Origin of the sequence: Kitasatospora sp. MY 5-36, assembly GCF_001182915.1 — a bacterium.
In the GTDB taxonomy this organism is placed as follows: Bacteria; Actinomycetota; Actinomycetes; order Streptomycetales; family Streptomycetaceae; genus Kitasatospora.
In genome coordinates this window covers 1-12301 of record NZ_LFVW01000331.1, presented here as the reverse complement: position 1 = coordinate 12301, position 12301 = coordinate 1, and the positions used below count along the sequence as shown (strand labels likewise).

Annotated in this window: 8 protein-coding genes and 1 pseudogene; 6 read left to right on the top strand and 3 right to left on the bottom strand. The window is 71.2% G+C overall.

From position 1 onward, the window contains the following. Positions 1-203, bottom strand: a pseudogene (locus AE652_RS21255) (hypothetical protein); the annotation flags it as partial. Positions 204-511: 308 nt separating this feature from the next. Here AE652_RS21255 and AE652_RS21250 point away from each other — a divergent pair. The 4 genes from AE652_RS21250 (at position 512) to AE652_RS21235 (ending at position 4484) form a co-directional block, all read left to right on the top strand. After that, positions 512-1390, top strand: a complete 879-nt coding sequence (locus tag AE652_RS21250) for a glycosyltransferase family 2 protein (protein WP_063780217.1) — start codon at positions 512-514, stop codon at positions 1388-1390. 9 nt (positions 1391-1399) lie between these two features. Beyond that, entirely contained in the window at positions 1400-1741 is a 342-nt protein-coding gene (locus AE652_RS21245; RefSeq protein WP_049653888.1) for a hypothetical protein, read from the top strand. Continuing rightward, the gene (locus tag AE652_RS21240) at positions 1738-3093 is read left to right on the top strand and encodes a hypothetical protein (RefSeq protein ID WP_049653887.1); all 1356 of its coding nucleotides are present in this window, start codon (positions 1738-1740) and stop codon (positions 3091-3093) included. The genes AE652_RS21245 and AE652_RS21240 overlap by 4 nt, the downstream gene beginning before the upstream one ends. A 191-nt stretch (positions 3094-3284) precedes the next feature. Next, positions 3285-4484: an XRE family transcriptional regulator gene (locus AE652_RS21235; protein WP_199823126.1), complete on the top strand. Its 1200-nt coding sequence runs from the start codon at positions 3285-3287 to the stop codon at positions 4482-4484. An 18-nt stretch (positions 4485-4502) separates the two neighbouring features. Here the strand turns inward: AE652_RS21235 and hrpB are convergent, their stop codons facing one another. Beyond that, the gene (hrpB, locus tag AE652_RS21230; protein ID WP_199823125.1) at positions 4503-7019 is read right to left on the bottom strand and encodes an ATP-dependent helicase HrpB; all 2517 of its coding nucleotides are present in this window, start codon (positions 7017-7019) and stop codon (positions 4503-4505) included. Between the two features lie 4 nt (positions 7020-7023). Then, positions 7024-7899 carry a class I SAM-dependent methyltransferase gene (locus AE652_RS21225; protein ID WP_082345872.1) on the bottom strand — a complete coding sequence of 292 codons (876 nt, stop codon included), beginning with the start codon at positions 7897-7899 and terminating at the stop codon, positions 7024-7026. A gap of 414 nt (positions 7900-8313) precedes the next feature. On the opposite strand from AE652_RS21225, the gene rpsA reads away from it, so the two are divergent. Both rpsA and AE652_RS21215 read left to right on the top strand, forming a co-directional pair. After that, complete coding sequence (gene rpsA, locus AE652_RS21220; protein WP_049653883.1) at positions 8314-9804, top strand: 30S ribosomal protein S1; 1491 nt, start codon at positions 8314-8316, stop codon at positions 9802-9804. Between the two features lie 268 nt (positions 9805-10072). After that, on the top strand, positions 10073-12301 hold a 2229-nt coding region (locus AE652_RS21215), incomplete at its 3' end, for an MMPL family transporter (RefSeq protein WP_049653881.1).

The window sequence follows — 12301 nt, the reverse complement described above, 5'->3', positions numbered from 1 at the left end:
ATGTGGCAGTCGTCGGGCCCGTCGGAATGCTGGACGGCGTTGGCGAAGAGTTCGCCGAGGAGGAGTTCGGCGGTGTCGGCGTAGCGGTGACCGGAGGGCAGCCCGGAGAGGTACGCGCGGAGCAGGTAGCGCGCCAGGGGCGTGGACTCGATGCGGGAGTCGAGGTGAGCGACGAAGGGGCGGGGGCGGTGGGTTTCGAGCATGGCGAAGTACCTCGGGGGAGGGGTGCGTGTGAAGGGAGTGCACTGCGTGCTGGGCTTGTCCGGGCGACCGGACGGCGCCTGCCCGCAAAGGGGAGAGGGGGACCGGGGGCGTCACCCGGGCGGCTGCGGATGGAGCCGACAGCCTCCCTACGGGCGAATCAGGAGCATTCGGGCGCCGGCAGGAGCGGACAGTGTGGGAGGGTGGCCCGGCAGTCGGCCCGGCCCGGCCGGTACGCGCAGTGGCGCGTATCCGGGTCGCGGTGTCGGCGAGATCATGAAGGTTTCCTCACACGGTTGGGTTGAGTGCGATGGGCGTCACGCTGGGCGTGGTGGTGCTGACGATGGGAAACCGGCCGGCGGAGCTGACGGCTTTGCTGGACTCGGTGCGGGCCCAGGGCGGCGACAGTGACGGCGTGCGGACCGTGGTGCTCGGGCAGGGCGTGGAACTGCCCGAACTGCCGGACTGGGTGGACCCCGTGGAACTGCCCGAGAACCTCGGCATCCCCGGCGGCCGCAACGCCGGCGTCGAGCGGCTGCGCGAACTGGGCGGCACGGACGTGCTGGTCGTCCTGGACGACGACGGCCTGTTGCCCCGCATCGACACCTTCCGGCTGGTCCGGGAAGCCTTCGAGCAGGACCCGCAGCTCGGGATCGTGTCCTTCCGCATCGCGGACGAGACCGGGTTCACCCAGCGCCGGCACGTTCCCCGCCTCGGTGCCAGTGACCCGATGCGGTCCGGGCCGGTGACCACGTTCCTGGGCGGCGGCCACGCCATCCGGATGAGCGTGATCGACCAGGTCGGGCTGTTCCCGGGCGCGTTCTTCTACGCCCACGAGGAGACCGACTTCGCCTGGCGCGCCCTGGACGCGGGCTGGCACATCGACTACCGCGCCGACATGGTGCTCCAGCACCCCCGCACCGACCCGGCCAGGCACGCCACCTACTACCGGCTGACGGCCCGCAACCGGGTCTGGCTGGCCAAGCGCCACCTGCCGGCCATCCTGGTGCCGGTCTACCTCACCTCCTGGGCGGCCTACACGGTGGTCCGCCGACCGCCGCTGTCCGGTCTCAAGGCGTGGTGGTCCGGCTTCTTCGAGGGCGTGCGCACGCCCTGTCCGCCACGACGGCCGATGCGGTGGAGCACGGTGTGGCGGATGGCGAAGTTGGGTCGGCCGCCGGTTTTCTGACAGAACGCCATGCGCAGTCGCCAGGTTGAGGAGGACGTCATTGACGCGCTGTATGTCCATGCCGATCGCGGCCGGGCAGAGGAACAAGTTGTGCTGGACTCCGCCCAGGACGGTCGGCGTGGTGCCGCGCTTGGCGAGCTGAGCAAGGATGCGGCAACCGATGACGAGCATGCTGGGCCCGATCGGCTCGTGCAGGCGCGGATCGAAGAACGCGTTGGCCATGAGGCATCGACCTCCTCTGAAGTGCAGGCATGTGCAATCAGTGAACATCTGGACACGCTCTGGCGGTACGGTGATGGGCCGCTCATCGCGTTCAATCTGTTCAAGATCACTTCTGGGGGCATGAGTTGACTGGACGTAAGGAGCCGAATCGGCAGCTGACGGCCGTCATCGAGGAAGTTGGGTGTACGTACGAAGCCCTAGCCAAGGTGATTCGCGGCGTCGCGGCGGAGTCCGGTGAGACGCTGCACACCTCGCGGTCGGCTGTGCTCTCCTGGATGAGGGGCGGTACTCCAACGGGTCGAACCGCGGCCTACCTTGCCGAGGCGTTGACGAGAATGGCGAGGCGGAAGGTGACGACCGCCGAGATCGGTCTAGGCTTCCCGGCGTTCAGGGAGGTCATGGCCCCTGATCCTCTGGCAACCGCTGCCGATCTGGGGAGACTTGTCATGCTCCACCGTCGCGACTTCCTCGCCCTCGCTTTCGCTGTCGGCATTGTCGGGCTCCCGCTCAGCTACGACCACCAGGCAGTCGCCGCCACACTGCGAGGTGCGAAGGCCGGCCGCAGAGCCGGTGCCGAGGAGGTGTCCACCGTCCGGCAGCTCACCGAGATGTTCAGAACTGCCGATGAGAGGCTGGGCGGTGGTTACGGACTCTCCACGGTGTCGTCCTACCTGGTGGATGCCGTCGTGCCGATGCTCCAGGCCACGTTCCCGTCCGAGGAGATTCGGCGGAGCGCGTACGGGGCGGCGGCCGAGCTGGCGACCCTGGTCGGATGGAAGTGCCACGACCTCGGTCGCGAGGGTGCCGCCCAGAGGTTCTACCTTCTCGCTTACCAACTTGCCTGTGAGTCCGATCCCGCAGGTCACGGGGCTTGGATGATGCGTGCCCTCACCCACCAGGCCCTTGACCTGAACCAGACCACACACTGCGTGGAACTGGCCGAGGCCGCGCTGACGCGGGCCCGGGGGAAAGTCGACCGCAAGACGGAGGCGCTGTTGCTGGTGACAGCCGCCCGGGCGTACGGAGCAAGCGGCCGGAGCAAGAACGCTGCCGGAGCACTCCTCGCTGCGGAGGATGCCATGCTTGCCAGTGATGACGGCGTTCCCTCGTACGCTGGCGCCTCAGGCCCGGTCGCGGCCACCGTGGCCTCGCATACTGGCAAGACCCTGACCGGGATGGAGGACCACCGAGCCGCCGAACGGCACTATCGCGCGGCGTTGCAGGACCGCGTCCCGTCGACATATCAGCGGGTTCGCGGCTTGACCCTCGCGAACCTCGCCAAGTCCGTGGCTGCCCAGCACCGTCACGAGGAGGCCGTGATCCTGTGGAACGAGTGCCTGGACCTCATGGACGGCGTGGCATCGGACCGGAACAAGAAGGAACTCAAGACAGTGCGCTCGACCATGGCCGTCTACAGTGCACGAGGAATCCCCGGTGCCCCCGAACTTGCCCAGCGCGTTACCGAACTCGCATCTGTGTGATCTCAGATTGGGCGACCTGTCGTGGGTTCGGCTGTTGTGGGGTTTCCGGGCCAAAGGTGGCGGGGGTGGGGCCTCTCAGATTGGCGCGGACGGCGCGGTAGCCCTCGCGCCAGATGGATTCCATGTCCCGGGTTCGGCATCGGCTCGTAGTCGACCGCAAGGCGTCGCGCCTGCTGCAAAGAAGGAGCATCGTGCCCAGCGCGCCCATGGCAGATGACCAGCCCACCCCATCCCCCAGTGTCGAGCAGTGGCGACGGGTGCGCGGCTTCCTGAACGACCAGCGTCACGCGTTGACCGGCCGGCTGCTGGCAGAGAACACGCCCGGGAGTCTCATCCCGGGGACACCCCTTCTGGCTCGACAGCACTGGATTCCGGAACAGCCGGTGCCGCTGGAGCACGTCCGGCTGAGCTGGAAGCCGGACGCGCCCGCGGCACCGTTGGACGGCGGCGAGCCCGAGCTCGATCACATCAGACCGCACCGGGAGGACGGGACCCTCTACCGTACGTACGCGGAGGCGGTCCGGGATCTCGCCAAGCCGAGGCTGTTCGAGAACCGGAACTGCTATCGCCTGCTTGACGTCGAGGGATCAACCATGGGTCCGAGGCTGACCTTCGGTCGGGGCCGGTACTTCGACGTGATCAACATCTGCGAGGCTGCCGCGCACGAGTACGCCACGGCAGCCCTGGCGAGCCCGGACACGCCGGTGGATCCTGCGGCAACGCCCTTCCGCGCGTCCATCGCCGATCCGACCGATCTCCTGCATCGGCCCGTCATGGCGGCAACGAGCACGCTCACCATCCGGAACGATCGGGCAGCCGGCGAGGCCGAGTTCGTGCTGCACTGGCGCGACCCCGAGAAGGTCGCCAGCGGTGGAGGCCTCTACCAGGTCATGCCGGTCGGGATGTTCCAGGCGTCCCATGACGCACCATGGAACGAGGGGAACGACTTCGATCTCTGGCGGGCGATCCTCAGGGAGCTGAGCGAGGAACTGCTCGGTGACACCGAGGACTACGGAAGCGACAGGGTGCCCATCGACTACGCGGCCTGGCCGCTCAACAAGACGCTCACCACTGCTCGCGAACACGGGAGACTGCGGGTCTTCTGGCTGGGCCTGGGCATGGATCCGCTGACGTTCGTCACCGACATGCTGACCGTGGCCGTGTTCGACGCCGACCTGTTCGATGAGACGTTCCAGCGGATCGTCTCGACCAACGACGAAGGCCATCGGGTCGGACCGGAGGACGCGACCGGGTGCTCGGTCGGGATTCCGTTCGTTGCTGAGCAGGTGGATCGCCTCACGGGCAGCGAACCGATGCAGCCCGCCGGTGCGGCCCTTCTGCGGCTTGCCTGGCAGCACCGGGAGGCCCTCCTGGGAGAGGCCTTCCGGTAGGAACCCGCTGGGTGTCTGTCACTTCCGGGCGTTGAGGCGGCGGGTGGGTTCGGCGGTGGTGGGGTCTTCGGGCCAGGGGTGGCGGGGGTAGCGGCCCCTGAGGTCGGCGCGGACGGCGCGGTAGCCCTCGCGCCAGAAGGACTCCAGGTCGCCGGTGACGGCGGCGGGGCGGCCGGCGGGGGAGAGGAGGTGGATGGTCAACGGTATGCGACCGGCGGCCAGGGTGGGGGTCTTGGTCCAGCCGAAGAGTTCCTGCAACTTGACGGCCAGCACTGGGCGTTCGGTCGTGTAGTCGACTCGTATCTTCGATCCGCTGGGCACCGTGATGCGCTCGGGGGCGAGCTCGTCCAGGCGGCCGGCTTCACCGGTGGCCCAGGGGAGGAGGCGTTGGAGGGCAGCGGTCGTGTCGATCCTCGCGAGGTCGGTGCGGCGGCGGGCGCGGGAGAGTTCGGGCTCCAGCCACTCGTCGGCGCGGGCGAGGAGGGCCTCGTCGCTGACGTCCGGCCAGGGGGCGCCGATGGCACTGTGGAGGAAGGCGAGGCGCTCGCGCAGGTTGGACCGGAACGTCAGCAGGGTGCTCACTCCCTCGCGGGCGAGGCCTTCGAGGAGGGCAGACCGGACGAGCAAAGGGTCGGGACGGTCGAGCGGCTTCTCGGCCAGCTCGATGGCGCCCAGTGACTCGACCCGGCGGGAGACGACTTCGCCTCGCCGGGTGTCCCAGTGGACCTCGGCAAGGTTGCTGAGCAGTGGCGCCCCGGCGGCCAGCGCGGTGGCCTCGTCGAGCGCCGCCGCGTGCAGGATGCGCGCCGAGTGCGACCCCGCCGGGCGGTCGGCGACGGCGACGGCGAGCCAGGGCAGGGCGCCGAGCACGGTGCCGGGGGCGAGTTCGGCGGCTGTGCCGGAGGCCATCAGGTACGGGCTGCGCTCGCCGGGGGCGGGCCGTTCGACGCGGGCGCGGGCGATCCGCTCCGGGAAGGCGAGGGCGACGACGAGTCCGGCGGCGGCCGCGTCGGGCAGGTCGGTGGCGGGTTCGTCGGAGGTGGCGCGGAGCAGGCGGCGGACTTCGTCGCGCCAGCGGCCGGCGTACGGGTCCTTCGTGGACCGGACGGTCCGCCAGACCGCGCCGAGGTCGTCGCCCATTGCCCGCGGCGGCTCCTCGGCGAGCAGTGCGACGACCTCGGCCGCCCGCCGCGCACCGACCGCCGCCGCCCCGTCGACGAGGGCGCGCCCCAGTCGGGGGTGCAGTCCGGTGCGGGCGAGCCGGACGCCGCGCGGTGTGGCCCGTCCGTCCGGGGAGACGGCGCCGAGGGCGGTGAGGGTCTGTCGGGCGGCGGCCATCGCCCCGGCGGGCGGGGCGTCGGGCAGGGCGAGGCCGGTGGCGTCCGGGTCGCCCCAGCAGGCGGCCTGGAGGGCGAAGGGGGTGAGGTCGGCGAGCGCGATCTCGGGGGTGGGGAAGCGGGCGGCGAGGGCGTCCTCGGCCTCGTTCCAGCAGCGGTAGACGGTGCCGGGGGCTTCGCGCCCGGCGCGGCCGGCGCGTTGGCGGGCGGCGGCGAGCGAGGCGCGGACGGTGACCAGCCCGGCGAGCCCGCGGGCGTGGTCGGTGCGGGGTTCGCGGGCCAGTCCGGCGTCGACGACGACCCGGACGCCGGGCACGGTGAGCGAGGATTCGGCGACGGCGGTGGTGAGCACGACCCGCCGTGAAGGGGACGGGGTGAGCGCGGCGTCCTGGACGGCCTGCGGGGCGCGGCCGTGCAGCTGGAGGACATCAACAGAAGGCAGGCCGCCCAGCTGCCCGGCGACCCGGGAGATCTCGCCGACGCCGGGCAGGAAGCAGAGCACGTCCCCGTCCCGCTCGCTCAGCGCTCGCCGCACCACCGCCGCGACGTGGTCGAGCAGCGCCGGGTCGACCCGGGTGCCGTGGGCGGGCCGGACGGCGCGCGGCGGCGGTGCCCAGACCACCTCGACCGGGTGGGAGGTCCCGTGCGCCTCCACCACCGGGGCGCCGCCGAGGAGTTCGGCCCAGGCCTCGGTGTCGGAGGTGGCGGAGGCGCAGACCAGGCGCAGTTCGGGCCGCAGCGCCGCCCGGACGTCCAGCAGGAAGGCGAGCGCGGTGTCGGCGTCGAGGTGCCGTTCGTGGCACTCGTCCAGCACTACCACGTCGACGCCGGGCAACTCCTGGTCGCGCTGGAGGCGTTGCAGCAGGACGCCGGTGGTGACCACCTCGACGACCGTGTCCGGCCCGGTGCGTCGCTCGCCGCGCACCGTGTACCCGACCTCGCGGCCCACGGACGAGCCGAGCAGCCAGGCCATCCGCCGGGCGGCGGCCCGTACGGCGAGCCGGCGCGGTTCGGCGACCAGCACCCGCCGTACGGGCCGGCCGTCGGCGAGCAGTCCGGCCAGGGCGAGCGGCACCAGGGTGGTCTTGCCGGTGCCGGGCGGCGCGGCGAGGACGGCGGTGCCGGGGCCGTCCAGCGCGTCGTGCAGGGCGGGCAGGGCGGTGCGGACGGGCAGTTCGCGCCAGGCCGGGTTCAGCAAGACATCAGCCCCGTTCGGCGACGAAGATCGCGGTCCCGGGGATCAGCCGCCCGCGCAGCGGGGACCAGCCGCCCCACTCCTGCTCCAGGCCGGCCGGCCACTCGGGCTCGACCAGGTCGACCAGCCGGAAGCCGGCGGCGACGAGTTCGCGGACCCGGTCGCCGATGGTGCGGTGGTGCTCGACGTAGGTGGCCCGGCCCTGTTCGTCCTGCTCGACGTAGGGGGTGCGGTCGAAGTAGGAGGAGGTCGCGGTGAGGCCCTCGACGCCGGGCTCGTCCGGGAAGGCCCAGCGGATCGGGTGGGTCACCGAGAACACCCAGCGCCCGCCGGGCCGCAGGACCCGGTGGACCTCGCGCATCAGGGCGGCGGTGTCGGCGCTGAACGGGACGGCGCCGTAGGCGGAGCAGGCGAGGTCGAAGGAGGCGTCGGCGAAGGGGAGGACGGCGGCGTCGGCCTGGACGACGGCGACGGGCGTGGTGCCGCGGCCGAGGTCGATCCGGCGGGAGTGCTGGAGCTGGCGGTAGGAGATGTCGAGGGCGACCGGCCGGGCGTCCCGGGCGGCCAGCCAGCGGGAGCACTGGGCGGCGCCGGCGCCGATCTCCAGCACGTCGCGGCCGGCGACGTCGCCGAGCAGGCGGGCGTCGGCCTCGTCCAGGCCCTCGGGGCACCAGGTGAAGCGGTCGTCGCCGAGGAACTCGCCGTGCTCGTCCTGGTACTCGTCGGCGTTGCGGTCCCACCAGTGCCGGCTGGCCCGGCTGCTCTCCCCGGTGCCGGCCGCGCGGCGCACCGCGTCGTCGCCCTCTTCCTCGACCCGCGCGGCGGAGGTGTCAAGATCGTGCAGGTCTGCTTGGGGGGTGGTGGCCACGGTGACAATGCCCATCGCGTAGGGTATGGAGTGCGGAAGCGCCGCTGCCGCGAACCGGCCCGTCAGGGTCCGGATCCTGGCGGTGGCATCCGGGGACGTGGCCCCTTCGGGCGCCGCCGCGAGGCGCGCATTCGGAGGATATGGCCTGATCCGTACCGGGCTCCACCGTCTTGCCGTCCTTCGGCATTGACCGTGCCTGGCCGTCCCCGTATGCTACAAGTTGCGCTGCGGGCCTGCGCGCCTCGGACGGAGCAGGTCGCGCTCGCATCTGTCGAAGACCCCACGGTCGCAAGACGGACGCCGGTTCTCGTTGTTACGGGACCACCGGTGTGCCGTGTTCTTGGCTGTCCGGCTTTCGGTGGGAGCGATACGGGCCCTCCGCGTGGCATTACCTACGACTTTCATGTCCGTACCGGAGCCCTTTTCCTAATGACGAGCCCCACCGACTCCTCCCTCAGCACCACCCCGCAGGTCGCGGTCAACGACATCGGCGACGCGGAGGCCTTCCTCGCCGCCATCGACGAGACCATCAAGTACTTCAACGATGGCGACATCGTCGAGGGCGTCATCGTGAAGGTCGACCGTGACGAGGTCCTCCTCGACATCGGTTACAAGACCGAGGGCGTCATCCCGTCCCGCGAGCTCTCGATCAAGCACGACGTTGACCCGCACGAGGTCGTCGCCGTCGGTGACAACATCGAGGCCCTGGTTCTCCAGAAGGAGGACAAGGAGGGTCGTCTCATCCTGTCCAAGAAGCGCGCTCAGTACGAGCGTGCCTGGGGCACGATCGAGAAGATCAAGGAAGAGGACGGCATCGTCACCGGTACCGTCATCGAGGTCGTCAAGGGTGGTCTCATCCTCGACATCGGCCTCCGTGGCTTCCTTCCGGCCTCGCTCGTCGAGATGCGCCGCGTCCGCGACCTCCAGCCCTACGTGGGCAAGGAGCTCGAGGCCAAGATCATCGAGCTGGACAAGAACCGCAACAACGTGGTCCTGTCCCGCCGTGCCTGGCTGGAGCAGACCCAGAGCGAGGTCCGCCAGACCTTCCTCACCACCCTGCAGAAGGGCCAGGTGCGCTCCGGCGTCGTCTCCTCGATCGTCAACTTCGGTGCCTTCGTGGACCTGGGTGGCGTCGACGGCCTGGTGCACGTCTCCGAGCTGTCCTGGAAGCACATCGACCACCCGTCCGAGGTTGTCGAGGTCGGCCAGGAGGTCACCGTCGAGGTTCTCGACGTTGACATGGACCGCGAGCGCGTCTCCCTGTCGCTGAAGGCGACCCAGGAGGACCCGTGGCAGCAGTTCGCCCGTACCCACCAGATCGGCCAGGTCGTTCCGGGTAAGGTCACCAAGCTGGTTCCGTTCGGTGCATTCGTCCGCGTGGACGAGGGCATCGAGGGTCTGGTCCACATCTCCGAGCTGGCCGAGCGCCACGTCGAGATCCCGGAGCAGGTCGTCCAGGTCGGCGACGAGATCTTCGTCAAGGTCATCGACATCGACCTCGAGCGTCGCCGCATCAGCCTGTCGCTCAAGCAGGCCAACGAGGCCCTGGGTGCCAACCCGGCCGAGGTCGAGTTCGACCCGACCCTGTACGGCATGGCCGCCTCGTACGACGACCAGGGCAACTACATCTACCCGGAGGGCTTCGACCCCGAGGCGAACGACTGGCTGCCCGGCTTCGAGAAGCAGCGCGAGGAGTGGGAGCGCCAGTACGCCGAGGCGCAGTCGCGCTTCGAGCAGCACCAGGCGCAGGTCATCAAGAGCCGCGAGGCCGACGCCCAGGCCGCCGAGGAGGGTGGCGACGCCGTCGCCGCTGCCGCCGGTGGTTCCTACTCGTCCAGCAGCGACGAGGGCTCGGGCGCCCTGGCCTCCGACGAGGCCCTGGCCGCTCTGCGCGAGAAGCTGGCCGGCGGCCAGAGCTGAGGCTCTCGCTTCCCGCTAGCCGATAGCTAGACGGTGGGCCCCGCCCGGATTTCCGGGTGGGGCCCATTTGTTTTTCCCCATCCGCTTTCCGTCATTTGCTTTTCGCCCTGACTTATCACGCCCTGACTTATGTGTGGTTTATGTGAAGGAAAGTGTGAGATGGGGCTCATTGCCCATCTATAGGCCGTAGTTCGGGTTGCCCCTAGATTGAGGGGAGCCGCCCGAAAGGCTCCTCAGGCGCACTCCCTCTCCCGCCGCCCCCACCGCCGTGGTCGGCGGCAGGCTCGCGGCCGTCGGCCGGTTCTGCTTCCGCCACCGCCGATGGGTGCTCGGCCTGTGGGCCGTCGTCCTGGTGGTCGGCGTCCTGATCGGGGGCCGGGTCTTCGAGGGCTCGGTGGCCGGGGCCTCCTCCGCCAGCGCCGAGGCCGACCGGGGCGGCGCGGTGGTCGCCGCCGCCGACCCGGCCAAGGGCACCGTCACCGCCGTGGTGGACGGCCGGCCGGTGGACGATCCGCAGGTGAGGGCCGCCGTCGAGCGGGCCACCGCCGAGATCGCCGCCCTGCCCGGGGTCTCCTCCGCCCTCGACGCGTACGGCACCGGACCGGCGCCGGCCGCGCTGCGCTCCGCCGACGGGACGGCGAGCCTGGTCACCGTACGGATGGCCGACACCGCGAGCACCGCCCAGACCGACGCCGTCACCCAGCGGCTCGCCGCGCTGAACGGGGCGGGCGGCGCCCACGTCACGGTCGGCGGGGACCTGGTGCTCCAGCAGGAGGTCAAGAAGCAGACCGAGAAGGACACCCGGTTCGGCGAGCTGGTGACGCTGCCGCTCACGCTGATCGTCATGGTGCTGGTCTTCGGCGGGCTGGCGGCGGCCGCGCTGCCGGCGATCGGGGCGGTCGCCTCGGTGGGCGGCGCGCTGCTGGCGATGTTCGGGTTCAGCCGGATCATGGACATCGACACCAGCGTGCTGCCGATCGCCACGGTGCTGGGGCTCGGCCTCTCGATCGACTACGCGCTGCTCATGGTGAATCGTTTCCGCGAGGAACGCGGCCACGGCGCGGACATCGCCGCCGCCGTCGAACGGACCGCGGCGACCGCCGGACGCACCGTGGCCTTCTCCGGACTGACCGTCGCCGTCGCCCTCTCCGGCCTGTTCGTCTTCACCAGCCCGGTGCTCGGCGCGGTGGCCGCGGCCGGGGTGAGCGTCGTGGTGATCGCCGTCGCCGCCGCGCTGACCCTGATCCCCGCCCTGCTCGGCTTCGCCGGCGCGCGGATCAAGGCGCCCGCGGCGCCCGTGGCCGACGAGGGGTTCTTCAGCCGGACCGTGCGCCGGGTGCGCAAGCGGGCGGTCCTGGTCACGCTCGCCTCGGTGGCCCTGCTGCTGGCGGCCGGGGCGCCGTTCCTCCACGCCGAGATGCGCAGCTCCGGCGCCGCCGTCCTGCCCGCCTCCTCGGCCGGACGGCAGGTCGCCGAGACGATCGACCAGCGCTTCCCGCAGGCCTCGGCCGCGTCGATCACCGTGGTGGTCGAGGGCGGGGCGCCGGTGGCGCAGGCGTACGCGGACGAGGTGGTCGCCAAGCTGCCCGGGGTGAGCGGGGTGCGGGCCGTGTCGCCGGTGGGCGACGCGGTCTCCACGATCGACGTCCTGGTGCCCGGGGACCCGCAGGGCGGGCAGGCCAAGCGGGTGGTCGAGGAGCTGCGGGCCGACCGCGGCGGGCTGACCACCTACGTCACCGGCGGCGCGGCCTCGGTGGTGGACTTCCAGGACGAGCTGCTCTCGCGCGGACCGTGGGCGCTGGGCCTGGTCGCGGCCGGGACGCTGGTGCTGCTCTTCCTGATGACCGGCTCGGTGGTGATGCCGGTCAAGGCGCTGCTGATGAACCTGCTCTCGCTGGGCGCCTCGCTCGGCGCGCTCACCCTGGTGTTCCAGGACGGCTGGTTCAGCGGGCTGCTCGGGTTCAGCCCGACCGGCGGGCTGGAGACCTTCATACCGGTGCTGGTCTTCGCCTTCGCCTTCGGGCTGTCGATGGACTACGAGGTGTTCCTGCTCGCCCGGATCAGGGAGCTGACCCTGCGCGGGCACGACTGCGTCCGGGCGGTGGAGCTGGGCGTGCAGCGCAGCGGTCGGATCATCACCTCGGCGGCGCTGCTGATGGTGATCGTCTTCGCCGGGTTCGCGCTCGGGGACATGCTGATGGTCAAGCAGATGGGCATCGCGCTGGCCGTCGCCGTCGCGGTGGACGCCACCCTGGTGCGGTGCCTGCTGGTGCCCGCCGCGATGAGCCTGTTCGGCGAGTTCAACTGGTGGGCGCCCGCCCCGCTGCGGCGGCTGCACCGGCGGTTCGGACTGAGCGAGCACGTCGACCTGCCGGAGATCGGGGCGGCGGACGTCCCGGCGCCGCGGCCGGTGGTGCCGGCGGCGGAGAGCGGGTCGGTGCCGGAGATCGGGTCGGCGGTGGTCCCGGCGCCGCGGCCCGCCGACGGGGAGGCGGCG

Excerpts from the sequence above, each read along its gene's own strand:
- AE652_RS21245 (WP_049653888.1), top strand. The coding sequence starts at position 1,400 with ATGCGCAGTCGCCAGGTTGAGGAGGACGTCATTGACGCGCTGTATGTC.
- AE652_RS21250 (WP_063780217.1), top strand. The coding sequence starts at position 512 with ATGGGCGTCACGCTGGGCGTGGTGGTGCTGACGATGGGAAACCGGCCG.
- AE652_RS21225 (WP_082345872.1), bottom strand. The coding sequence starts at position 7,899 with ATGGGCATTGTCACCGTGGCCACCACCCCCCAAGCAGACCTGCACGAT.
- rpsA (WP_049653883.1), top strand. The coding sequence starts at position 8,314 with ATGACGAGCCCCACCGACTCCTCCCTCAGCACCACCCCGCAGGTCGCG.